Annotated in this window: 22 protein-coding genes; 21 read left to right on the top strand and 1 reads right to left on the bottom strand. The window is 64.7% G+C overall.

Features of this window, described 5'->3' with window-relative positions; genetic code table 11:
• Nucleotides 1-9: 9 nt before the first annotated feature.
• From ASE11_RS24300 to ASE11_RS24230, 16 genes are all read left to right on the top strand, one after another.
• Nucleotides 10-1617, top strand: coding sequence for a carboxyl transferase domain-containing protein (locus tag ASE11_RS24300; protein ID WP_056278196.1), 1608 nt, complete (start codon nucleotides 10-12; stop codon nucleotides 1615-1617).
• 66 nt (nucleotides 1618-1683) lie between these two features.
• The gene (locus tag ASE11_RS24295) at nucleotides 1684-3681 is read left to right on the top strand and encodes an acetyl/propionyl/methylcrotonyl-CoA carboxylase subunit alpha (RefSeq protein WP_056278193.1); all 1998 of its coding nucleotides are present in this window, start codon (nucleotides 1684-1686) and stop codon (nucleotides 3679-3681) included.
• An 18-nt stretch (nucleotides 3682-3699) separates the two neighbouring features.
• Nucleotides 3700-4689, top strand: a complete 990-nt coding sequence (locus ASE11_RS24290) for a hydroxymethylglutaryl-CoA lyase (protein WP_056278190.1) — start codon at nucleotides 3700-3702, stop codon at nucleotides 4687-4689.
• Between the two features lie 173 nt (nucleotides 4690-4862).
• Entirely contained in the window at nucleotides 4863-4976 is a 114-nt protein-coding gene (locus ASE11_RS26940; protein ID WP_250637255.1) for a hypothetical protein, read from the top strand.
• Nucleotides 4977-5026: 50 nt separating this feature from the next.
• Complete coding sequence (locus ASE11_RS26935; RefSeq protein WP_056278186.1) at nucleotides 5027-5224, top strand: SDR family oxidoreductase; 198 nt, start codon at nucleotides 5027-5029, stop codon at nucleotides 5222-5224.
• Between the two features lie 82 nt (nucleotides 5225-5306).
• On the top strand, nucleotides 5307-6902 hold the full coding sequence (locus ASE11_RS24280; RefSeq protein ID WP_056278183.1) for an acyl-CoA carboxylase subunit beta: 1596 nt from the start codon (nucleotides 5307-5309) through the stop codon (nucleotides 6900-6902).
• Nucleotides 6903-6912: 10 nt separating this feature from the next.
• A complete protein-coding gene (locus ASE11_RS24275; protein WP_056278180.1) occupies nucleotides 6913-7710 on the top strand; it encodes a crotonase/enoyl-CoA hydratase family protein in 798 nt (265 codons plus the stop codon).
• Between the two features lie 25 nt (nucleotides 7711-7735).
• Nucleotides 7736-9760 carry a biotin carboxylase N-terminal domain-containing protein gene (locus ASE11_RS24270; RefSeq protein WP_056278178.1) on the top strand — a complete coding sequence of 675 codons (2025 nt, stop codon included), beginning with the start codon at nucleotides 7736-7738 and terminating at the stop codon, nucleotides 9758-9760.
• Nucleotides 9757-10902 (top strand): acyl-CoA dehydrogenase family protein, encoded by a 1146-nt coding sequence (locus tag ASE11_RS24265; RefSeq protein ID WP_056278176.1) that lies wholly within the window; start codon nucleotides 9757-9759, stop codon nucleotides 10900-10902. Before ASE11_RS24270 ends, ASE11_RS24265 begins: the two co-directional genes overlap by 4 nt.
• Nucleotides 10903-10904: 2 nt before the next feature.
• On the top strand, nucleotides 10905-11966 hold the full coding sequence (locus ASE11_RS24260; protein WP_056278172.1) for an MBL fold metallo-hydrolase: 1062 nt from the start codon (nucleotides 10905-10907) through the stop codon (nucleotides 11964-11966).
• On the top strand, nucleotides 11963-12439 hold the full coding sequence (locus ASE11_RS24255) for a PaaI family thioesterase (RefSeq protein ID WP_056278169.1): 477 nt from the start codon (nucleotides 11963-11965) through the stop codon (nucleotides 12437-12439). The genes ASE11_RS24260 and ASE11_RS24255 overlap by 4 nt, the downstream gene beginning before the upstream one ends.
• Complete coding sequence (locus tag ASE11_RS24250; RefSeq protein WP_056278166.1) at nucleotides 12436-12870, top strand: PaaI family thioesterase; 435 nt, start codon at nucleotides 12436-12438, stop codon at nucleotides 12868-12870. The genes ASE11_RS24255 and ASE11_RS24250 overlap by 4 nt, the downstream gene beginning before the upstream one ends.
• 24 nt (nucleotides 12871-12894) lie before the next feature.
• Nucleotides 12895-13776, top strand: coding sequence for an SDR family oxidoreductase (locus ASE11_RS24245; RefSeq protein ID WP_056278584.1), 882 nt, complete (start codon nucleotides 12895-12897; stop codon nucleotides 13774-13776).
• Between the two features lie 13 nt (nucleotides 13777-13789).
• On the top strand, nucleotides 13790-14485 hold the full coding sequence (locus ASE11_RS24240) for a transglutaminase-like domain-containing protein (protein ID WP_235501454.1): 696 nt from the start codon (nucleotides 13790-13792) through the stop codon (nucleotides 14483-14485).
• Nucleotides 14482-15348 carry an alpha/beta fold hydrolase gene (locus tag ASE11_RS24235; protein ID WP_056278160.1) on the top strand — a complete coding sequence of 289 codons (867 nt, stop codon included), beginning with the start codon at nucleotides 14482-14484 and terminating at the stop codon, nucleotides 15346-15348. Before ASE11_RS24240 ends, ASE11_RS24235 begins: the two co-directional genes overlap by 4 nt.
• Nucleotides 15349-15362: 14 nt before the next feature.
• Nucleotides 15363-16877: an AMP-binding protein gene (locus ASE11_RS24230; protein ID WP_056278157.1), complete on the top strand. Its 1515-nt coding sequence runs from the start codon at nucleotides 15363-15365 to the stop codon at nucleotides 16875-16877.
• Between the two features lie 8 nt (nucleotides 16878-16885).
• On the opposite strand, the gene ASE11_RS24225 is transcribed toward ASE11_RS24230, so the two are convergent.
• Nucleotides 16886-17695 carry an SDR family NAD(P)-dependent oxidoreductase gene (locus ASE11_RS24225; RefSeq protein ID WP_056278154.1) on the bottom strand — a complete coding sequence of 270 codons (810 nt, stop codon included), beginning with the start codon at nucleotides 17693-17695 and terminating at the stop codon, nucleotides 16886-16888.
• A gap of 130 nt (nucleotides 17696-17825) precedes the next feature.
• Here ASE11_RS24225 and ASE11_RS24220 point away from each other — a divergent pair, with 130 nt between their 5' ends.
• The 5 genes from ASE11_RS24220 to ASE11_RS24200 all read left to right on the top strand — a co-directional run bounded on the left by ASE11_RS24220 (nucleotide 17826) and on the right by ASE11_RS24200 (nucleotide 22128).
• On the top strand, nucleotides 17826-18308 hold the full coding sequence (locus ASE11_RS24220; protein ID WP_056278151.1) for a MaoC family dehydratase: 483 nt from the start codon (nucleotides 17826-17828) through the stop codon (nucleotides 18306-18308).
• 122 nt (nucleotides 18309-18430) lie between these two features.
• Nucleotides 18431-19600 (top strand): acetyl-CoA acetyltransferase, encoded by a 1170-nt coding sequence (locus ASE11_RS24215; RefSeq protein ID WP_056278147.1) that lies wholly within the window; start codon nucleotides 18431-18433, stop codon nucleotides 19598-19600.
• Nucleotides 19601-19605: 5 nt separating this feature from the next.
• Nucleotides 19606-20007, top strand: coding sequence for a Zn-ribbon domain-containing OB-fold protein (locus ASE11_RS24210; protein ID WP_034694630.1), 402 nt, complete (start codon nucleotides 19606-19608; stop codon nucleotides 20005-20007).
• Between the two features lie 16 nt (nucleotides 20008-20023).
• Nucleotides 20024-21256, top strand: coding sequence for an acyl-CoA dehydrogenase family protein (locus tag ASE11_RS24205; RefSeq protein ID WP_056278144.1), 1233 nt, complete (start codon nucleotides 20024-20026; stop codon nucleotides 21254-21256).
• A 47-nt stretch (nucleotides 21257-21303) separates the two neighbouring features.
• Nucleotides 21304-22128: an alpha/beta fold hydrolase gene (locus ASE11_RS24200; protein ID WP_056278140.1), complete on the top strand. Its 825-nt coding sequence runs from the start codon at nucleotides 21304-21306 to the stop codon at nucleotides 22126-22128.
• The last annotated feature ends 154 nt before the right edge of the window (nucleotides 22129-22282 follow it).

The raw sequence follows: 22282 nt of genomic DNA, 5'->3' as shown, positions 1-22282 counted from the left end.
CAATCACATATGACCATCCTTTCCTCCCGCATATCGACTTCCGACGACGAATTTCGGCTCAACCAAAAAGCCTACCAGGCCGTGATTGCGGACCTGCAAAGCCGTCGCCAACTGGCGCTGGCCGGAGGCCCCCCGAAAGCGCGGGAAAAACACCTGGCGCGCAACAAGATCCTGCCGCGCCATCGCGTCGAAGTGCTGCTCGATCCAGGTTCGCCTTTCCTAGAGGTCGGCATGCTTGCCGGCGAGGGCATGTACGACGGCGTGCCGCCGGGTGCCAGCATCATCACCGGCATCGGTCTGGTGCAGGGCCGTCCGTGCATGATCATTGCCAACGACGCCACCGTGAAGGGTGGCACCTACTACGGCATGACCTGCAAGAAGCATGTGCGGGCGCAGCAAATTGCCTGGGCACACCGCTTGCCCTGCATCACGCTGGTGGACAGCGGTGGCGCCTTCCTGCCTGAGATGGCCAACATCTTTCCCGATGTGGGGCAGTTCGGCAGCATTTTCAACAACCAGGTACGCATGTCGGCCGAGGGTATCCAGCAGATTGCCGTGGTGATGGGGCCTTGCACGGCGGGTGGCGCCTACATCCCGGCGCTGTGCGACGAGGCGGTGATTGTCAAGGAACAAGGCTATATGTACCTCGGTGGCCCCGAGTTGACCTTTGCCGCCACCGGCGAGACGGTGGATGCAGAGTCGCTGGGCGGCGCCAAGATGCACTGCAGCGTCAGCGGTGTCACTGATCATATTGCCGAAGATGACCGCCACGCGCTGGCCATCACGCGTGAAATCGTACGGGACCTGGGTGAGCAGCCCAAGCCACGCTGGACGCGTCAGCCGTCGGTGCCTCCGCGCTTCGATCCGCGCGAGATTTACGGCATCATCAGCCGCGACACCAAAATCCCGACCGACACACGCGAGATTCTGGCGCGTTTCGTCGATGACAGCCGGTTCCAGGAATTCAAGCCGATGTACGGCGACACCCTGCTGACCGGCTTTGCTCGCATCCATGGCCACGAGGTTGGCATCCTGGCCAACCAGGGCGTGCTGTTCCCGGAAAGCGCGATGAAGGCGGCGCACTTCATCGATCTGTGCTGCCAGCGAGACATCCCTCTGCTGTTCATGGCCGACGTGACCGGCTTCATGGTCGGGCGCGCCGCCGAGCAGGCTGGCATTGCCAAAGCCGGGGCCAAGATGATCACGGCGATGGCCTCGGCCAACGTGCCCAAGTACACCATCATCATGGGCGCCTCTTACGGTGCAGGTTACCTGGCGATGTGTGGCCGCCCGTTCAACCCGACCGCGATGTTTGCTTGGCCGACCGGCCGCGCGGCCATCATGGGTCCGGATCAGGCCGCCACGGTGATGGCACTGGTGCGCAGACAGATCAACAAGACCGAGGGAAAAGAGTGGACGCCCGAGGAAGAAGAGGCGTTCAAGGCGCCGGTACGCAAGATTTACGAAGACTTCCAGCCTGCTGCGAACTTCTCCTCGAATTTGTGGGTGGACGGCATCATCGATCCGGTGGAAACACGCGACGCCATGGGACTGCTGCTCGACCTCGCATCCCGGACTGCCGCCAAACCGACGCCGTTCGGTGTCTTCCGTTTTTAACCAGGACGCCAGCCATGCAACGCATCCACACCGTCTTGATGACCCACTTCGCCGCAGGAGTTGGGCATGCTTAAGAAAGTCCTCATTGCCAACCGCGGCGAGATCGCCTGCCGCATTGCCCGCACCTGCCGCAAGCTCGGCCTGGAAGTGGCCACCGTGCACTCCAGTGCCGACCGGTTTGCCCGCCATGTGCGTGAGATCGGTGAATCGGTCGAACTCGGGGGTGCAGCGCCCAGCGAGAGTTATCTGAACATCGATGCCATCATCGCGGCGGCCCGGCGTGTGGGCGCCGACGCCGTTCATCCGGGCTACGGTTTTGTCTCGGAAAATCCGGCCTTTGTGCGCGCACTGGATGCGGCTGGCTTGACCTTCATTGGACCCCGGGCCGACACCATCGAGCGCGTCGGCGGCAAAGCCAGTGCCAAGCGCGAGGCAGCCCGTCTCGGCGTGCCGGTCATTCCCGGCAGCGAAAGCGGCATGACCGACCCAGCCGAGGTGTTGAATCTGGTGCGCGGTATGAAGCTGCCCGTGCTGCTCAAGGCCGTGGCTGGTGGCGGTGGCCGTGGCATGGCGGTGGTCGAGACGCTGGAGGGGCTGGAGTCGCGCATCGAGAGTGCCATGCGTGAGGCCGAAAAAGCCTTCGGCAACGGCGAACTGATCGTCGAGCGCTACCTGCCGCATGTGCGCCACCTGGAGGTGCAGGTGGCCGGTGACGGCCAGGGCCACGCCATTCACCTGTTCGAGCGCGAGTGCACCTTGCAGCGACGCCATCAAAAAGTGATCGAAGAAGCGCCGTCAAGCGGTCTGAGCCCGCGTCTGCGTGAAGCTATCCTGGCCGATGCGGTCAAGCTGGCCTCTGGCGTGAATTACCGCGGCCTGGGCACGGTTGAGTTTGTCGTCACGGGTGAAGAATATTATTTCCTGGAGGTCAATCCTCGCTTGCAGGTCGAACACCCGGTGACCGAAGAAGTCACCGGCCTCGATCTGGTCGAACTGCAACTGCGCATTGCCGACACGGACAGCCTGCCGCTGGCGCAAGCCGACGTGCGGTGCACCGGTCACGCCTTCGAGGCCAGGCTGTGCGCTGAAGACGCCGCTGCGGGATTTTTGCCGGCTACCGGGCGGTTGCAGGTGGTCGATTTTTCGCGCGCGGGCGTGCGCGTCGAGTCCGGGGTAGACAGTGGCGACGAAATCTCGCCGCACTACGACTCGATGATCGCCAAGCTCATCGCGCACGGGCCCGACCGCGAGTCGGCGCGCCGGGCGCTGGTGGCCGGATTGCGCGAAAGCACGGTGATCGGCCTGGTCACCAACCTGGAATTTCTGCATGAACTGCTGGAATGGCCGGAGACCCGCGATGCCACATTTCACACCCGCCTGATCGACGAGCGCCACGCGCAGCGCGGCGTGGTGGCTCCCGCCGCGCCGCCTCTTGAGCATCTGGCTGCTGCCGCGCTGCACTGGCTGGCGCAACGGCGTGCCGAGTCGTCCGCGCTGGGCTGCTGGACCCTCTGGGACGGTTTCACGGGCTGGCGCCTGAGCAGTGGGCCGATTCAGGCCGCACCCCAGCCGGTCCTTGTGTTGAAGGCGGGCGCGGCGGAATGGCCCGTGCGGTTTTCGATGCGCGATGACCAGGGCAGCAGTGCGCTGGTCATTGGCGAGCAAAAGGTGCGCGCTACGCTGCAGCCGCTCGCGGGCGGACGCTTCCTGCTGCAATGTGGTGGGCGGGCGCTGGAACTGACGATCCGGGGCGACGCGTGGCAGGCCGAGCTCGCCAGCGCGTTGGGCAGCAGCTTGTTCACGGCACGACCCTATCTGGGGGGGGGCGCCGGTGACGCTGCCGCCAGCGGTCAATTGGGCGCGCCAATGATGGGCAAGGTGGTGGCGGTCAAGTCGGCGGTCGGTGAGAAGGTTTCCATCGGCCAGACCGTGATCGTGCTCGAATCGATGAAGATGGAGCTGCACGTCATGGCGCCATTCGAAGGCAGCCTGAGCAGCCTGCGCTGCCGGGTCGGCGACATGGTTGAGCGCCACCAAGTGCTGGCCGAAGTCAGCCCGGCTTGATCGAAGGAGGTACAAGCGATGAGCAACTTGCCTACCTCCGTCGAGTTCCATGAGGAGGGACCGCGCGAGGGCTTCCAGATGGAGCCAAAAACCTATCCGCTGGCGGACCGCGCCGCGCTGATTGATGCCTTGAGCCTCTCGGGTCTGAGGCAGATCCAGGTTGCGTCCTTTGTCAGTGCGCGCGCGGTGCCGCAGATGGCCGACACGTCCGAATTGTTCGCCGCCATCATCAAGCGCCCTGGTACCCGCTACACGGCGCTTTGGCTCAACGACAACGGCTTCGAGCGGGCGCGCGCCTGTGAACAGGTGGATCTGGACGGCAAGCTGATGTTCTACACAACCGAGCCGTTTTCGCAGCGCAACAACAATTGCAGCGTGGCCGAGATGCGTGAACGCCAGCTCGGCTGGCTGGACCGCTACATCGCCCTGGGCATTCCGGTGGAAAAGGCCTACGTGATCACGGCCTTTGGCTGCAATCTCGGTGGCGCCGTGCCGCTGTCGGTCCTCACCGATCAGGTCCGCTGGCTGGTCGATGCCTGCGCCGACCGGCGTGTGCCGCTGCCGGCGGTCTACTTGGCCGACACCATGGGCTGGGCAAATCCCGAGGAGATCAAGCGCCGCGTCGGCGCGGTGCGCGCGATCGTGCCGGAGGCTCAGATCGGCCTGCACCTGCACGACACGCGCGGCGTCGGCGGTGCCAACGTTTATGCCGCCTTGCAAATGGGCGTGCGGCTGTTCGACAGTTCGGTCGCCGGTCTGGGCGGCTGTCCGTTCGCGGGTCACACGCACGGTGGCGCGGCCGGCAATATCTGCACCGAAGACATGGTGTTCATGTGCCAGGAACTGGGCATCGAGACCGGCATCGATTTAGAGGCGCTGATCGAGGCGTCCCTTCTGGCCGAACGCGTCATCGGCCGCACCCTGTCGGGCCATGTGATGCACAGCGGCTCGCTCAAGGGATTTCGCGCCGGCCAGCGAATGCAAGAGATTTGTGGGGCGGTGCGCTGAATCACATGACAAGGAGAAGGTCATTGGTCGAGTACAGGACAAGGTCATTCTTGTGACGGGCAGTGCGATGGGCATGGGCCAGGTCCACTGCGAGCTGCCTGTCGCGGACATGAACGCCGGGATTGGCGAAACCGTCGCGGCGGGCGTTCGCCAGCGCGGCGGAGTGGGACCGCATGTTCAACGTCAACGTGCGCTACCCCTTTTTCGGCACGCGGACGGGGGTGCCGACGATGAAGCAGGCAGGTGGTGGCTCGATCATCAACATCCTGTCTATCTACGGCCGTTAGGCGCACCCTGTGCCTATGGGGCTTCCAAGGGCGAGGTACGGCTGTTCAGTATGGCCAGCGCGCCCTATCTCGCCCCTTTCAATATTCGTGTCAATTCGGTTCACCTTGGCGCCATCGAGACGCCGATGACCAAGGACTTGTTGAGCGATCCGGCCGATCACAAATCGCTGCTCGGCACCACTCCAATTGGGCGGGCGGTGCAGCATCAGGAAGTGTCGGCGGTGGTGCTGTTCCGGGGCCTCCGATGAGTCGTCCACCGTCATGGGTGCCGAGTTGGTGGTCGATGGTGGCTACGCCGCGGTCTGACCGCGCTTCAAAGGACGAAACAGGATGTCCGTGATTCAAACGCTGGTCGATGTGCAAGGTCCGAGCTTCCGCGACAACCTTGCACACCACGCGGGCCAGATCGCTCTTCTGCGCGCACGCCTGGCCGAGGTGGCCACCGGCGGGCGCGACGCGCACATCCAGCGCCACCGCGAGCGCGGCAAGCTGCTGGTGCGCGAGCGCATCGACTTCATCGTCGATGACGGTAGCGCCTTCCTGGAACTCTCGCCGCTGGCGGCCTGGGATCAGTATGGCAACGAGGTGCCGGGTGCGGGCATCGTCACCGGCGTCGGGATGGTGGCCGGGCGGCCCTGCATGTTCATTGCCAACGATGCCACCGTCAAGGGCGGCTCGTTCTTCCATGAAACCGTTAAAAAACACATACGGGCGCAGGAGATTGCCCAGCGCCTGCGCCTGCCTTGCCTGTACCTGGTGGATTGCGGCGGCGCCTTTTTGCCGGAGCAGGACCGCGTGTTTCCCGACAAGGACCACTTCGGCAACAGCTTCCACCGCCAGTGCCGCATGTCGCAGGCTGGCCTGCCGCAGCTCTCGGCCGTGTTCGGCGGTTGCACCGCGGGCGGCGCCTACATTCCCGCGCTGTCGGACGAAGTGGTGATGGTGCGCGGTAACGCACGCATTCATCTGGGTGGCCCGTCCATCGTCAAGATCGCGATCAACGAAGTGGTAGACGGCGAAACCCTGGGCGGCGCGGAGATGCACAGCCGTGTCTCCGGTGTCAGCGACCACCTGGCCGAGGACGAGCATCAGGCGCTGGCCATGCTGCGTCAGATCGTCGCCAGCCTGCCGCCCGAGCCGCCCATGGTGCCGCCGCTGCCGCCCAGCGCACCACGTTACGACCCGGTTGAGCTCGATGGCGTCGTACCGGTCGACCCCAAACAGCCCTACGACGCGCGCGAAATCATTGCGCGGCTGCTCGACGGCAGCGCTTTCCACGAGTTCAAACCGTTGTGGGGAGATACGCTGGTGACCGGCTTTGGCGCGATCCACGGCCAGCCGGTCGCCATCCTCGCCAACAACGGCGCGCTGCTGTCCGAGTCGGCCCTGAAGGGCGCGCATTTCATCGAACTGGCCAACCAGCGCGGAGTACCGCTGCTGTTTTTGCAGAACATCCCCGGCTTCATGGTTGGCACCGAGGCCGAGCGTGGCGGTATTGCCAAGCACAGCGCAAAGATGGTGTATGCCATGGCTTGCGCGCGCGTGCCCAAGCTCACGTTGGTGGTTGGCGGCTCTTATGGCGCCGGCAACTACGGCATGTGCGGCCGCGGCTTTGAGCCCGAATTCCTGTTCGCCTGGCCCAGTGCCAGAGTTGCCACGATGAGCGCCGACATTGCCAGCAACGTGATGGTCGAGCTGGCGCGCTCTAACCTGCGCGGCCCGGCTGATGAGGCGCGGCTGCTGGATATCGAACGCAAGGTACGCGAGCAGTACGCGCGCCAGAGCGATCCCTATTACGCCACCTCCCGGCTGTGGGACGACGGTCTGATCGAACCCTCGGCCTCGCGCGACGTGCTGGGCCTGGCGCTGGCGCTGGCGGCGCGCCGTGCGTTGCCGAGTACGGCAACCCCTGTTTACCGCATGTAAGAGAACCTCTATGAACACCCCCACCTACGAGACCCTGCAACTGGTCGTCGACGCGCGCGGCGTGGCCCGCCTCACGCTCAACCGCCCCGACACTCATAACGCGCTCAACGCCACCCTGATCAGCGAGTTGCGCCGTGCCGTCGATTGGCTGGCCGCAGCGCCGGGCGTGCGCGCGGTGGTGCTCACCGGCACCGGCAAGACCTTTTGCGCCGGTGGTGACCTGGGCTGGATGCAGGACAACATGAAAAAGAGCCGGACCGAGCGCGTGGGCGAAAGCGGCGATCTGGCGCTCATGCTGCGCGCCCTGAACGAGCTGCCTATGCCCGTCATTGGCCGCATCAATGGCCCCGCGTATGGCGGCGGCGTCGGCATGATCTCTGTCTGTGACATCACGATCGCGGTCGATACCGGCATCTACTCGCTGACCGAGGTGCGCCTGGGCCTGCTGCCGGCCAACATCGCGCCCTACGTTGTGGCGCGCATGGGTGAAGCCAACGCCCGGCGCACCTTTCTGACGGCGCGCCGCATGAGCGCGGCAGAGGCGCAGCGCCTGGGCCTGCTCTCAGAAGTGGTGGCGGCCGATCAGCTCGACGCGGCCATTGAACGCGAACTCGCCGACCTGCTGCAGTGCGCGCCCGGCGCGGTGGCGGCCACCAAGAAGCTGGTGGCCTATGTGCAGGCGCACGATCTGCCCACCAACATGATCTACACCGCTGACAAGCTGGCCGACGCCTGGGAAACCGAAGAAGGGCGCGACGGCATTGCAGCCTTTTTTGGCAAGCGGCTGCCGGTGTGGCGGCAGGTCTGAGTGTTGGCATGAAGGCGTGCGACTGATGTTTAACACCCTCCTGATTGCCAATCGCGGGGAGATCGCCTGCCGCATCGCCCGCACCGCGCGCCGCATGGGCTTGCGCACGGTGGCGGTCTATTCCGACGCCGACCGCGAGGCGCTGCACGTGGCCCTGTGCGATACGGCCGTGCGCATCGGAGCGCCGGAGGCCGCGCGCAGCTACCTTGATGCCGCTGCCATCGTGGCCGCGGCGCGTGCCGCCGGTGCGCAGGCCATCCATCCGGGCTACGGCTTTTTGTCGGAAAGCCTGGCCCTGATTGACGCCTGCGAAGCCGTCGGGCTCATTTTTGTGGGCCCCTCGCGCGAAGCGATTCGGCGCATGGGCTCGAAGATCGAATCCAAGCGCATCGCGCTCGGAGCCGGCGTGCCGGTGGTGCCGGGCTACCACGCCGACGACCAGGACTCTGCGGTCTTGCAGGCGGCGGCCGGGGGCATCGGCTACCCGGTGCTGATCAAGGCCTCGGCCGGCGGCGGCGGCAAGGGCATGCGGGTGGTGCGCAGCGCGGCTGACTTCTCGGCCGCGCTGGATACCGTGCGACGCGAAGCGAAGGCTTCGTTCGGCGACGACCGCGTGCTGCTGGAACGCTACCTCGACGAGCCACGCCACCTCGAAGTGCAGTTGCTGGGCGACAAGCACGGGCATCTGGTCCATTTGTTCGAGCGCGAATGTTCGATCCAGCGCAACCACCAGAAAGTGATTGAGGAAGCGCCCGCGCCACACCTGCCTCCCGCCGTGCGCGAGGCCCTGTTTTCGCACGCGCTGACGATCGGGCACGCCATCGGCTACGACAGCACCGGCACCATCGAGTTCATCCACGACAGCCGCAGCGGCGACACCTTCTTCCTGGAAATGAACACCCGGCTGCAGGTCGAGCACCCGGTGACCGAGTTGACGGTCGGTATCGATTTGGTCGAATGGCAGCTGCGGGTGGCCACTGGTGAGCCGCTCGGCTTCGCCCAGCCGGACCTGACGCAGCGCGGCTGCGCGATCGAGGCGCGTGTCTGCGCGGAGAATCCGGCGGCGGGTTTCGCGCCCGAGATCGGCGCCCTGATCGACTACCGCGAGCCGCGCGGCGAGGGCGTTCGGGTCGACAGCGGCATGCGCAACGGCAGTCACGTTACGCCTTATTACGACTCCATGCTGGCCAAGGTAATTGCCCATGCCGACGACCGGCCGACCGCCGCACGGCGGCTCGCCACGGCATTGGACGACACGGTGCTGCTCGGCGTGCACAGCAACCTCGGTTTTCTGGCCGATCTGCTGCGCCATGACCACTTCGCGCAAGTACTCACCACACATTACATCGAACGCGCCTTTCCCACAGGCTGGCAGCCGCGCACGGACGATGGGCTGGCCATCGCGGCTGCCGCCGTGCACGGCGTGCTGATCAAACAGGCGACGGCCGGGCGCTCGGCCTGGCAGTCGCTCGGGGCCTGGCGCGCGGCCGGCGCTGGGAGTGGCACTGGCAGCACACAGGTGCTGCTCGAAGACGAGCAGCGCTGCGTGCATGAAGTCAGCGTCTCGCCGCAGGGTGACAGCTGGCGTGTGTGCGTCGGCGATCGGGAGTTGACCCTGGCGGCGGTATTGGTCGGCGACACCCTGGCGTTGCAGTGCGACGGCCTGACGGTTCGCTTCACGGTGGCGGTGGAGCAGCACGCCAAGCAAGGCGAACGCGTGTGGCTCTCTGGCCTGAGCGGCACGTGGGCCTGGCGCCGGCTCGATCGCTGGCAGCGCGCACTCAAGGGCGCGGCGGGTGCCGATGAGCTGGGCGGCAATCTCCTGCTCGCCCCCATGCCCGGTCTGGTGACGCAGGTGCAGGTCAGTGTAGGCATGAGTGTGAACGCGGGCGACACGCTGGTGCAGATGGAAGCTATGAAGATGGTGCATACGCTGAGCGCGGTAGCGCCGGGACGTGTGGCCGAGCTGCGTTGCCGCGTCGGCGACGCGGTGCGCGGTGGTGATGTGCTAGCGATCATGGAAACAATCGAATCCGAGGAAAAGCAATGAACGAGCCGATTTATTTTGACGAGCAACACCGGCAGTTCCGGGACAACCTGCGCCGCTTTGTCGAGCAGGAAGTAGTGCCGCACGCCGCGCTCTGGGAAGATCAGGGCATGGTGCCGCGCGCGCTGCTGCGCAAGATGGGCGAACTGGGCTATCTGGGCATACGCTACGACGAAAAGTACGGCGGCTCGAAACTCGACACCGTGTACAGCGCCATCCTGGCCGAAGAACTCGGCCGTTCCACTTACGGCGGCTTCGCCGTGACGGTGATGGTGCACACCGACATGGCCTCGCCGCACCTGGCCAACTTTGGCACGCCAGAGCAGCTCGCACGCTACCTGCCGCCCATCATCGGTGGCGAGAAGATCTGCGCTGTGGCGGTCACCGAGCCCGATGCCGGCTCCGACGTGGCCGGCATCCGCACACGCGCGGTGCGCGACGGTGAGCACTGGGTCATCAACGGAAGCAAGATGTTCATCACCAACGGCGTGCATGGCGACGTGTACTTTGTCGCCGCCAAGACCGATCCGAGCGCCAAGGGTTCGCGCGGTATCTCGATCTTCATCGTCGAGAAGGGCACCCCGGGTTTTCGGGTCGGGCGTGCGCTCAACAAGAGCGGCTGGCTGTGCAGCGACACCGCCGAGCTGGTGTTCGAGGACTGCCGCGTGCCGTCCGCCAACCTGCTGGGCGAAGAGAACAAGGGCTTCTACCAGATCATGCGCAACTTCCAGAACGAGCGCATGGTGCTAGGTGCGCAGGTGATGGGCGAGGCCGCACGCGCGATCGAGCTGACGCTGGCCTATGTGCGCGAGCGCAAGGCCTTCGGCGCCACGCTGTGGGACAAGCAGGCGATTCGCCAGCGCATGGCCATGCGGGCAGCGCAGGTGGCGGCGGCCCGCCAGTTGGTTTACCACGCGGCCTGGCTGGACGCGCAGGGGCGCGACTGCGTCAAGGAGGTGTCGATGGTCAAGGCGCTGTGCGGCGAGCTGGTCAACGATGTGGTCTATGACTGCCAGCAGTTCCACGGCGGCTTCGGCTACATGCGCGAGGCCGCGATCGAGCGTATGGTGCGCGACGCACGCGTCCAAGCTATCGGTGGCGGTGCCACCGAGGTCATGCTCGAAGAAGTGGCGAAACGGTTGTGAACATGAGCACCTCTCGAGCTACTTCAGTCATTGACGGGTTGGTCGAGCTGCCTCTGAAGGAGGTCCTGCCCGGCATCCTGATGTTCACGCTGCCGGTGGACTATGGCATCGACCACGTCAACATCTACCTGATTCGCGACAGCGAGGGTTGGTGCCTATTCGACACGGGTGCCGATTGCGAGGCGGCGCGGGCCTTGTGGCTGCGCGCATTGGAAGGCCCGCTGGCGGCTGGCTTGACGCGCATCATCGTCTCGCACCACCACCCCGACCACCTCGGGCTGGCGGTGTGGCTGCACGAGCGCACCGGGGCTCCGATCCTGATGCGCGAGGAGGAGGTGGCGGTGGCGCGGCAGACGCACGTGGTCAGCATCGATGACCGCGCTTACTGTATCGACTTCATGTGCCGCCATGGGGTGGCGCCGGAAGATGCGCATCAGGTGGTGGGCGGGGTGTTGCAAAGCAATATGGCCTGTGCCGTGCCGACTCGCGTCGAGCCGCTCGAAGCCGGCCAGACCTTGCACATCGGCGATCATGCTTTCGACGTGCTGGTGCTTGGTGGACACAGCATTGCCCAAATCTGCTTGTACGAGCCCAAGCTGAAATTGCTGCTCACGGGCGACCAGTTGCTCGAGCGCATCACACCCAACATTGGTGTCTGGCCCTATGGCGAAACCGATCCGCTGCCACGTTACCTGGATAGCCTGCGCACCATTGCGGGACTGGACATCGAGTACGTCTTGCCAGCCCACCACGGCGTCTACCACGCCGGGGTCGAGCGCGCGCATGGACTGGTGGCGCACCACCAGAGGGCACTGCGCAAGTTCTTGGCGCGTCTGGGCGAGGGGGGCATGAATGCCACCGAACTCGGCTACGCCGTTTATGGCGCGCAGAGCGACCCGCTGCATGCTTACCTGGCCATGGGCGAAACCCTGGCGCACCTGCTGTGGCTGCAGCGTGCCGGCCATGTGCGCCATGAAGAAACGCCAGCCGCGACCCGCTGGTATCCGGTGACGGCGGCCAGCGAAGAGCCCACCCTCACCTTGTCTGGAGACATGTCGAGATGACAGAAACACACATCATCAAAGAAGAAGAAATCGCCAAGCGATGGCAAAAGTTCGCCCATGTGTCGCCGTATAACCGCGAACTGGGCTTCCTGCCGCACGCGGTGCACACCGACTGGTGCGTGCTCAAAGTCGAGTACCAGGAAGCACTGGTGGGCGATCCGCAGACCAGGGTTTTGCATGGCGGAGTCATCACTGCGCTGCTCGACGCCGCGCTCGGATTCGCGATTTTCGTCAAGCTGCCGGAGATACGGCCGATGGCCACGCTGGACTTGCGCATCGACTACCTCAAGCCCGCGACGCCCGGGCGGGCGATTCTGGGGGGAGCCGTTTGCTACAAGTTGACTGCAGAACTGGCGTTCGTCCGTGGCGCCGCTTACCACGACACGTTGGACGACCCAATAGCCACCGCAGTCGGCATTTACATGTTTACTTCCGGGCGACCGGTATTGCGCAACGAGGATGTGCCACGATGAAATGGACCGAACAAATTGACCATGCGCGCGCCCAGGGTGACTGGAGCGAAGTGATCCAGGCGGTGCCCTTTGCGCGTTTTCTGGACCTGCGCATTGATGTCAAGGGCGAGGAGTTCACCTGCGTCTTGCCTTTCCAGGAAAAACTGATAGGCAACCCCATGCTGCCGGCTCTGCATGGCGGTGCCACCGGAGGGTTTCTGGAATGCGCCGGATTGTTCTACCTGCTGTGGCACATGGACAGCCGGGACTTGCCCAAGACCATCGATTTCAACATTGATTACCTGCGCTCGGGCCGTCCGCAGGACACCTATGCCAACGTCGTGATGGTCAAGCTGGGCCAGCGTGTGGCGAACCTGCGCATCCAGGCATGGCAATCCAGCCCCGATAAGCCCATCGCCCTTGGCCACGGCAATTTCATGCTGCGAGCCTGAGGGTGCAGAAAGGAAATGTCCATCATGTCTCAATCTACCTACCGTTCCGTGTTCCGCCCTGGCCTGTTTGTTGGTCAAACCGTTATCGTCACCGGTGGTGGCAGTGGCATTGGCCGCTGCACCGCGCACGAACTGGCCAACCTAGGGGCCAGCGTCGCGCTTGTCGGTCGCCGCGTCGAGAAGCTGGAAGCTGTGCAAGCTGAAATCACGCAGGCCGGCGGCCGGGCCAGTATCCACGCTTGCGACATTCGCGACGAGGCGGGCGTCAAGGCCATGATCGCCGACGTGATCGCACAGCACGGCAAGATCGATGGTCTCGTCAACAACGCGGGTGGCCAGTACCCGCAGCCGGTCAAGGACATCAGCCTGAAGGGCTGGGATGCGGTGGTGCGCAGCAACCTCACCGGCGGCTTCCTGGTGGCGCGCGAAGCCTTCAACCAGTCCATGGAGTTCCATGGCGGCGCCATTGTCAACATCATCGCCGACATCTGGGGCGGCATGCCGACCATGGCGCACAGCGGTGCGGCGCGTGCCGGCATGCTGTCGTTCACCGAGACGGCGGCTTGCGAATGGGCCTGCGCCGGCGTGCGTGTCAACGCCGTGGCACCGGGCTGGATTGCCAGCAGCGGCTTTGATACCTACAGCCCCGAGATGCAGGCCGAACTGCGCAGCCTGAAGACCAAGGTGCCGCTGCAACGTTATGGCACCGAGGCCGAGATTTCGGCGGCGATTGTGTTTTTGCTGTGCGAGGCGGCGGCTTTCATCACGGGTTCTTGCATTCGGGTCGATGGTGGCGTGCCCAATGCCCGACCGACCTGGAAATTGCAGGCTCATGATCGATCCAAACCCTTCAATGGCTTTGCGCTGGCCGAACCGCCAAAGTGCCTGAGCGTCAAGGATCAATGACATGGAAGTGACTATGCAAACCCCAATCACCCCTTCGAACGATCCGTCGGCTTATCTCGCGCCCGGCCGCTACGTGGACAGCGATCACTCGGCGGTGATCGCGTTCGCGCACCGGGTGGCCGACCCTGCCATGGCGCCGCGCGAGATCGCAGTCAAGCTCTATTACGCCGTGCGTGACGAGTTTCTCTACGACCCCTACTGCTTTGACACCACGGTCGAGGGTTTGAAGGGCAGTCGCGTGATCGAGGCCGGGCGTGGCTTTTGCGTGCCCAAGGCGGCGCTGCTGGCAGCGGCAGCCCGCGTCCTGGGCGTGCCGGCACGGCTGGGCTATGCCGACGTTCGCAACCACCTGAGCAGCAAGCGCCTGCAAGACATGATGGGCACCGATCTGTTCGTCTTTCACGGTTACACCGAGCTGTGGGTTGACGGGCAGTGGCTCAAGGCCACGCCCGCCTTCAACCGCTCCTTGTGCGAGAAGGCCGGTATCCATCCACTGGAATTCGATGGCCGCGCCGATTCGGTCTTTCATGAATTCGATGTCAGCGGCCGCAGGCACATGGAGTATGTGCACGACCACGGCACTTACGCCGACTTGCCGCGCGATGAACTGCTGGCCTCTTGGCGCGCACATTACAAAACCTTCGCCGACTGGGGACAGACCGCGGACAGCGGGGCCGACTTCGCCCAGGAAGTGGGGCCGTCATCATGACGACGCGCCGGGAATTTCCCGGCTTTGCCGGTGGCTCTCTGGTGGCCGACGTCTATGGCCCAGTCGGCGCGCCCACGGTGTTGCTGCTGCACGGTGGCGGGCAAACCCGCCATGCATGGGGCAAGGCGGCACAGGTGCTGGGCGATGCGGGTTGGTACACCGTGGCGCTGGACTTGCCGGGCCACGGCGACAGCGCCTGGGCCAAGGATGGCGATTACCGCATCGAGACGCTGGCCGACACCATGTGCTGCATCTGGCGCGAACTGGGCACACCGCTGGCGGTGGTCGGTGCCTCGCTGGGTGGCCTCATCAGCATGGCCACTGTGGGCCGCGCCGATGCGCCGCCGATCAACGCGCTGGTGCTGGTGGACATTGCGCCGCGCATGGAAGAAGTCGGTGTCGAGCGCATCGTGCGCTTCATGCGGGCTCGGCCCGATGGTTTTGCGTCACTTGAAGAGGCCGCCCAGCATATCGCCGCCTACCGGGGCCGACCCATGGAAGGACCGGTTGAGGGGCTGAAGAAAAACCTGCGCATGAATGCGCAAGGTCTCTGGAATTGGCATTGGGACCCGCAACTGATGAGCGAGGCCAACCACAACCACCGGCGCGATGCGGACGGCTACGAGCGCGCTTTGCGCGGCCTGCAGGCGCCCACTTTGCTGCTGCGCGGCCAGCGCAGCGACGTCATCAGCGAAGAAGATGCGCGCGCCCTGGTGCAAACCCTGCCGCGGGCGCGTTTTATCGATCTGAAGGGTGCTGGTCACATGATCGCTGGTGATGCCAACGACGCCTTCGCCGCCAGCGTGGCGGCGTTTCTGCACGAAGTGATGCCGTCGACACAGTCCCCGTCGGGTGAAATCTGAACCAGGAGCCTGAAATGAGTTTGCGATCTTTTACGCTGCACGATCTCATCAACCGCAACGCGCGGTTGTACGGATCGAACACCGCTCTGGTGTTCGGCAATCAGCGGATCACGCACGCCCAGTACGCCGGGCGCACAGCGCGCCTGGCAGCCGGTCTGGCGGACGCAGGCGTGGGCCAGGGTGACCGGCTGGCGATACTGGCCCCCAACTGCCTGGAATACGTCGATCTGTTCGGCGCCGCAGCCCAGTTGGGCGCGATCGTGGTGCCGATCAACTGGCGGCTGTCGGCCGAGGAGGTCGCCTATGTCATCGAGGACGTGGCACCGCGGGTGCTGATCGTGGCCGATGAATTCCAGGCCCTGCTGCCGCAGCGCGGTTTGGACGACACGCTGCGCTACACGCTGGGCGCCGCGCCAGCGCCATGGCAACCCGTCAGTGAGCTGTATCGGGAGTGCGATACGCAGGCGGCGGATCTGCCCGGTCTGGCCGACGACAGCGGTTTGCTCATCATCCACACCGCCGCCGTGGGCGGTCGGCCGCGCGGCGCGCTGCTCTCGCACCGCGGCCTGATTGCCGCCAGCCTGCAGACGCAACTGGCCTGGCACCTGACGCCGACGGACGTCAATCTGGGCGTTTTGCCGCTGTTTCACGTGGCCGCCATCGGCTTCATGCTGGCCACGCAGCAGGCGGGCGGGGCGACGCTGCTGTTGACACGTTTCGATCCGCCCAGTCTGGTCAAACATATCGACGAGGACGGGGGCAGCCTGATCGGCACCTTTCCACCGATGCTGGGTGCCCTGCTGGACGCCGCAGCCGCCCAAGGCTCTTCACTGGCCAGGTTGCGCGTGGTGTCGGGGATCGATGTGCCCGAGACCATCGCGCGCTTGCGCACCACCTGTCCCCAGGCGACCTTCTGGAGTGCCTACGGCCAGACCGAGACCTCGGGCTCGGTCAGCCTGGCGCCATTTGACGAGCGCCCCGGCAGCGCCGGGCGTCCCACCGCGCTGAACATGGTCGCGGTGGTGGACGAACTGGACCGCCCGTTGCCCACAGGCGCCACCGGCGAAATTGTGGTGCGGGGGCCGATGGTGTTCCAGGGCTACTGGCGCTGTGAAGCAGACAACGCCTTCACGCTGCGCAACGGCTGGCACCACACGGGCGACATGGGGCGCGTCGATGCCGAGGGCTACCTCTGGTACAGCGGGCGTTCACCGGCCAAGGAGTTGATCAAGCCGGGGGGCGAGAACGTTTATCCGGCTGAAGTCGAGCGGGTCATTATGGAGCACCCGGCGCTGGCGCAGGTGGTGGTCCTCGGTGTGCCGGACGTTCAGTGGGGCGAGGCGGTCAAGGCTGTCTGCGTGCTGAAGGCGGGGTGCACGCTGAGTGCCGAGGAGTTGATCGAGTTTGTGGGCGGTCGCATCGCACGCTACAAAAAACCCAAGCACGTGGTGTTTGTATCGGCACTCCCCTTGGGCGGTGCCGATAGCATTGACCGCGCGGCCGTCAAGGCCGCGCACGGTGGCGCCTGATGGCCATGTCAGCCCGGTGTGCTCAAACCGCCGTTGACGCTGAGCGTCTGGCCGGTGATGGCATCGGACTCCGGTCCGGCCAAGAACGCCGCCGAGTTGGCGATGTTCTGGCAATGCACTGGAAACAGCATGCGCTTGCGCGGGTTCTCGATCATGCCCGCACCATGGCCGTCTTCGAGCGCTGGCGAGCCCGGACCCCAGCGCGGCTCGGCATCCCAGATGTAGCTCATCGCCACCGCGTTGACGCGAATGCCGTCGCGCCCCTGTTCACGTGCCAGCACGCGGCACATTTGCATCATGCCGCCTGTGGCACCGCCAATGAAAGATTCGCCGACCGTGGCCACGCGGCCCGCGGCGGTACCCACCGCGACGATCTTGCCGCGACCGTGCAGTGCCATGACGCGGGCGGCCGCCTGGATCGCATACACGCGGGTGAGCCAGTGGGCGCGGATGTAGTTGTCGAAGCCGCCGTCGCGCATTTCCTTGAAAAGGCGAAAGAACGGCAAGTCGGCACTGGCATCTGCGCCGCTGGCCACCAGGATGTCAAGGCGACCGTGGCGCTCGGCAACTCGATCCACCATGGCATGAACCGCATCGCTATTGGTCAGGTCGGCTTGTTCAAACGTGGCGCTGTAGCCGTTCGCAGCGATCTCGTTGATCACCGCCTGCCCGGCTTCGGGATTGCGGCCGTTGACGACCACGTGCGCGCCGCGCCGCGCCAACTCCAGCGCTATGGCACGACCGATGAAGGCCGTGGCACCGGTGACGAGGGCGATCTGGCCCTGAAGTGGACCGCCAGTCAAGGGTGCTGGGTTCATCCGCTGTTCTCCGGCGCTGGATACATAAAAACCCGACTTTGTCAAAACAGCGGGACAGGCCGATCGAGGGATTGCCCGCAGAGGACCACTTTCATCCATCACCACCCCCCATCCATCACCGGACTTCAAAATGACCAAGCTGACCGACAGTGCCAAGTCGCATCATTTCAAGACGCACCGGCGCACCATCAGCGAAACCGACATCGTCACCTTCGTCAATGTGGTCGGCTTGCATGAACCATTTTTCATCGACATGGAGTACATCCGGGAGAACATGACCGGATCGCATCGCAGCCGCTTTGCGCCCGGCCCGATGGTCATCTCGCTAGGCATGGGGCTGCTGGCGACTTACGTGGCGGGCATCATCAAGGGCACGCTCAAAGGCCACGAAGTCGGCCCGTTCGGCGGTATGACCGGCGTACAGGCGCGCCTGCGCGGTGCGCTGTTTCCGGGCGACACCATTCATGTCGAAGGGGAGGCCCGGTTGCTCCCCACGACCTCGCGCGGCTACACCCTGATGGAGTTGCAACATTTGGTGATCAATCAGCGTGGCGAGACCATTGCCGACTTCACTGAAACCATTACTTTTTTGCCTGCTGCTCCGGCTCCATGAATTTTGAACTTTCGTGAGTCGTTTGCCTGTGGCAGCCCGTCTACGACTCGCGACGTCAAAGGGCCGGATCAACAGTACAGACCGGGTGGACCGGGATATTCAACACTAGGAAACTTCCAACTATGACAAAACGAGAAGCTGTGATCGTCGGCGTTGCCGACCTGCCACTGAAGGACGGCAAGGTCCTTGCGCCCATGTCGGTCCTGCAGGCCCAGGCGCTGGTCGCCCGCGACGCCTTGAAGGACGCCGGCATCGCCATGCACGAAGTCGATGGGTTGCTGACCGCCGGTATGTGGGGGGTGCCCGGTCCGGGCCAGTTGCCGACCGTGACGCTGTCGGAGTACCTGGGGATTACGCCGCGCTTCGTCGACGGCACCAACATCGGCGGCTCGGCCTTCGAGGCGCATGTGGCGCATGCCGCCACCGCCATCGAGGCTGGCCGCTGCGAGGTGGCGCTGATCACTTACGGTAGCCTGCAGAAGAGCGAGATGAGCCGCAACCTCGCCGGGCGCCCGGCGGTGCTGACCATGCAGTACGAGACGCCTTGGGGCATGCCCACGCCGGTGGGCGGCTATGCGATGGCGGCCAAGCGCCACATGCACGAATATGGCACCACCTCCGAGAACCTGGCCGAGATCGCGGTGGCCACGCGCAAGTGGGCGGCGCTCAATCCGGCGGCCACCATGCGCGAGCCGCTGTCGATCGAGGATGTGCTCCAGAGCACGATGATCTCCGACCCGCTGCACCTGCTCGATATCTGTCTGGTCACCGACGGTGGTGGCGCGTTGGTCATGACCACCGCCGAGCACGCCAAGGCGCTCGGTCGCAAGCCGGTGTTCGTGCGCGGTTACGGCGAATCACACACCCACTGGACCATCGCCGCCATGCCCGACCTAGCGCGCCTGACGGCCGCCGAAGTGGCCGGTCGGGACGCCTTTGCCATGGCGGGCATCCGGCATGACGCCATTGACGTGGTTGAGGTCTATGACTCGTTCACCATCACCGTGCTGCTGACGCTCGAAGCGCTGGGCTTTTGCAAGCGTGGCGAGGGTGGAGCCTTTGTCGCCAACCAGCGCACCGCGCCGGGCGGTGTATTCCCGCTTAACACCAACGGCGGCGGTCTGTCTTACGCACACCCCGGCATGTACGGCATCTTCCTGCTGATCGAGGCGGTGCGCCAGTTGCGCGGTGAATGCGGCCCGCGCCAGATCCAGGACGCCGTGACCGCGCTGGTCCACGGCACCGGCGGCACGCTCTCCAGCGGTGCCACTTGCATTCTCTCCACCCGGTGAACACCATGTACGACAAACCCCTGCCCGTCATCGATGGCGAGAGCCGCTCCTATTGGGACGCCCTGAAACAACATCGCCTGACACTCAAGCGCTGCCATGACTGTGGCAAGCACCATTTCTATCCGCGCGTCCTGTGCCCGCACTGCCATTCCGACGCCGTCGAATGGGTCGATGCGCGCGGCACCGGCACCATTTACAGCTACACCATCGCGCGCCGGCCGGCCGGTCCGGCCTTCAAGGCCGACACCCCCTACGTGGTGGCGGTGATCGACCTCGACGAGGGCGCGCGCATGATGACCAACATCGTCACCGACGATGTGGAGGCGGTGCGCATCGGCCAGCGTGTGACGGTGCAGTACGACGACGTGACCGACGAGGTCACGCTGCCGAAGTTCCGGCTGTTGTAGCGCCGAGGTTTCCCATATGGACTTCACCATCGATCCCGATACCGTGGCGATTGCCGAGGCAGTGCTGCGCTTCGTGGAGCGCGAAGTGCTGCCACTGCAGCAGCGCCACCACGATCTGCTGGGCAGCGAACGCACTTTGTTCGACGCCAGCGGCCGTTATGTGCCCGAGGCGCTGGCGCTGCGCCAGCAGGTGCGCAAGCGCTCCGCGGAACTGGGCTTCTACACCTTGTTCGGCGACGAAAAACTGGGTGGTGGCGGGCAGGGCGCGCAGGTCATGGCCCATGTGCAGGAGAGCCTCAACCACTGCGTGGGTCCGGCCCAGCCGCTGGTGCAGACGGTGGTGCTGCCCTCGCCCTTCACCAACGGTCTGTCGCCTGTGCTGCGGCATCTGAAGCCGGACATCTTCGCGCAGTACCGCGACGACATCGCCAGCGGCGACAAGACCCTGTGTTTTGGTCTGAGCGAGCCCGATGCGGGCTCCGATGTATTCGGCATGCAAACCCGCGCCGTGCGCGACGGTGACGAATGGGTGCTCACCGGCACCAAGCAGTGGATAACCAACTCGCCCTACGCCGATTACGCCATGGTGTTCGCGCTGACCGACCCCGAAGCCGCAGCGCGCCACAAGGGTGGTGTCACCGGTTTCTTCGTCGACACGCGCGCGTCAGGTTTTTCAGTGCCGCGCATCATCAACACCATGGGTCACCTAGGCGGCGACACCGGCGTCATCGTGCTCGACGGCGTGCGTGTGCGCGACGACCACCGGCTCGGCGACGTCGGGCACGGCTTGGCGGTGGCCATGGACGGCGTCAACGCCGGGCGCATGGGCATGGCTGCATCCTGCCTGGGCTTGGCCCGCTGGGCGCTGGACCAGGCGGTGGACTACGCCAAGGTGCGAAAAACCTTTGGCGTGCCCATTGCCGAGCACCAGGCCATCCAGCTCATGCTGGCCGACAGCGCGATGGACATCTACGCTGCCAAGACCATGATTCAGAACTGTGCCTGGCGCCTGGACAGCGGCCGCTCAGCCAACGCACAGGTCAGTATGGTCAAGGCATTTTCGACCGAGATGCTGGGGCGCGTGATGGACCGCAGCATCCAGATCCACGGCGGCATGGGCCTGACCAACGAACTGCGCCTGGAAGAGGGCTACCGCTTCGCCCGCGTGATGCGTATACCCGACGGTACGGGCGAAATCCAGCGCCGCACCGTCGCGCGCCAACTGCTGACTGGACAGGCCGACCTGTAGGCTGTGTGGATCCTCTGCAATGCCCAACCCGGAGGCAGATTGACATGATGAAAAAGAACGAAATGAAGGAACACGAACTGTTTGCGGGAGGCCATCGGCTGGCCGCCACCACCTGGGGTGATGTGGGCAACGGGCAGCCGACCATCGTGATGATGCATGGCGGTCTGGACTGCATCACCACCTGGAAAGACCTGCCTCAGGTGTTGGCCGAAGCCAGCGGCTGGCCGGTGCTGGCCTATGACCGGTATGGTTATGGGCGATCCGAGAGTCTGGTGGGTGGGCGCGAGCCCAGCTACCGGCGTGAAGAGGCTGGGCCGGTGCTTGGCGAGGTGTTGCGCCACTTTGGAATCCACAAGGCGTTGATGTTCGGCCACAGTGATGGAGGAGCCATGTCGGTGCTGGCTGCGGCGGCGCATCCTGAGCTGGTATGCGGCGTTTTTGCCTGCTCGCCAACCATGGCTGTGGATCAGTTCATGGTGGACGCCATGGCCGTCGCGCGGCGCGCGTTTGAGCAAGACGGCTTGCGCGAAAAACTTCGTCGCCACCATGGCGACAACACCGACACCATGTTCTGGGGCTGGTACGAGCCCTGGGCCAGCCCGCAGGCACTTCAATGGGACATGAGCGTCGAGCTTGCCGCAGTGCGTTGTCCGGTCTCCGTGTTGTTCGGCAATGACGATGAATATGGCTGGCGGCCCAGCGCGATTGCATTGTTTCGCCACGGTCTGATGCCGCTTGAAGTGACGGCGCTGCCTGGAGTTGGTCACCATCCGCAGCAGCTGGCCCGTGGGGAGACCAGGAGCATGTTGCAGCGCTTGTTTTGCCGCATTGGGCGCAGCCCTTCCGCGGAGAGCAAAAACGCCGACCAATGAGGGGTATTGCACGTCTCTTTTTTTTCCGCACGCCAGCCTGCCCGCACCAATAAACGCTGTTAGTGTCGATCAGCGCACGCTTGGCGAGCCAGCATGCCTGCCAGCGGCGAGAGGTCGGTCAGTTCGTCGAGCCGTGCCACCAGGTCTATCAGCT

Source organism: Hydrogenophaga sp. Root209 (genome assembly GCF_001428625.1).
In the GTDB taxonomy this organism is placed as follows: domain Bacteria; phylum Pseudomonadota; class Gammaproteobacteria; order Burkholderiales; family Burkholderiaceae_C; genus Hydrogenophaga.
The sequence above is the reverse complement of the archived record's forward strand: the minus strand, read 5'-3'. Positions and strand labels throughout refer to the sequence as shown.

Coding starts and splice junctions, on each gene's coding strand:
- ASE11_RS24300 (WP_056278196.1), top strand. CDS start 10: ATGACCATCCTTTCCTCCCGCATATCGACTTCCGACGACGAATTTCGG.
- ASE11_RS24295 (WP_056278193.1), top strand. CDS start 1,684: ATGCTTAAGAAAGTCCTCATTGCCAACCGCGGCGAGATCGCCTGCCGC.
- ASE11_RS24290 (WP_056278190.1), top strand. CDS start 3,700: ATGAGCAACTTGCCTACCTCCGTCGAGTTCCATGAGGAGGGACCGCGC.
- ASE11_RS26940 (WP_250637255.1), top strand. CDS start 4,863: ATGTTCAACGTCAACGTGCGCTACCCCTTTTTCGGCACGCGGACGGGG.
- ASE11_RS26935 (WP_056278186.1), top strand. CDS start 5,027: ATGGCCAGCGCGCCCTATCTCGCCCCTTTCAATATTCGTGTCAATTCG.
- ASE11_RS24280 (WP_056278183.1), top strand. CDS start 5,307: ATGTCCGTGATTCAAACGCTGGTCGATGTGCAAGGTCCGAGCTTCCGC.
- ASE11_RS24275 (WP_056278180.1), top strand. CDS start 6,913: ATGAACACCCCCACCTACGAGACCCTGCAACTGGTCGTCGACGCGCGC.
- ASE11_RS24270 (WP_056278178.1), top strand. CDS start 7,736: ATGTTTAACACCCTCCTGATTGCCAATCGCGGGGAGATCGCCTGCCGC.
- ASE11_RS24265 (WP_056278176.1), top strand. CDS start 9,757: ATGAACGAGCCGATTTATTTTGACGAGCAACACCGGCAGTTCCGGGAC.
- ASE11_RS24260 (WP_056278172.1), top strand. CDS start 10,905: ATGAGCACCTCTCGAGCTACTTCAGTCATTGACGGGTTGGTCGAGCTG.
- ASE11_RS24255 (WP_056278169.1), top strand. CDS start 11,963: ATGACAGAAACACACATCATCAAAGAAGAAGAAATCGCCAAGCGATGG.
- ASE11_RS24250 (WP_056278166.1), top strand. CDS start 12,436: ATGAAATGGACCGAACAAATTGACCATGCGCGCGCCCAGGGTGACTGG.
- ASE11_RS24245 (WP_056278584.1), top strand. CDS start 12,895: ATGTCTCAATCTACCTACCGTTCCGTGTTCCGCCCTGGCCTGTTTGTT.
- ASE11_RS24240 (WP_235501454.1), top strand. CDS start 13,790: ATGCAAACCCCAATCACCCCTTCGAACGATCCGTCGGCTTATCTCGCG.
- ASE11_RS24235 (WP_056278160.1), top strand. CDS start 14,482: ATGACGACGCGCCGGGAATTTCCCGGCTTTGCCGGTGGCTCTCTGGTG.
- ASE11_RS24230 (WP_056278157.1), top strand. CDS start 15,363: ATGAGTTTGCGATCTTTTACGCTGCACGATCTCATCAACCGCAACGCG.
- ASE11_RS24225 (WP_056278154.1), bottom strand. CDS start 17,695: ATGAACCCAGCACCCTTGACTGGCGGTCCACTTCAGGGCCAGATCGCC.
- ASE11_RS24220 (WP_056278151.1), top strand. CDS start 17,826: ATGACCAAGCTGACCGACAGTGCCAAGTCGCATCATTTCAAGACGCAC.
- ASE11_RS24215 (WP_056278147.1), top strand. CDS start 18,431: ATGACAAAACGAGAAGCTGTGATCGTCGGCGTTGCCGACCTGCCACTG.
- ASE11_RS24210 (WP_034694630.1), top strand. CDS start 19,606: ATGTACGACAAACCCCTGCCCGTCATCGATGGCGAGAGCCGCTCCTAT.
- ASE11_RS24205 (WP_056278144.1), top strand. CDS start 20,024: ATGGACTTCACCATCGATCCCGATACCGTGGCGATTGCCGAGGCAGTG.
- ASE11_RS24200 (WP_056278140.1), top strand. CDS start 21,304: ATGAAAAAGAACGAAATGAAGGAACACGAACTGTTTGCGGGAGGCCAT.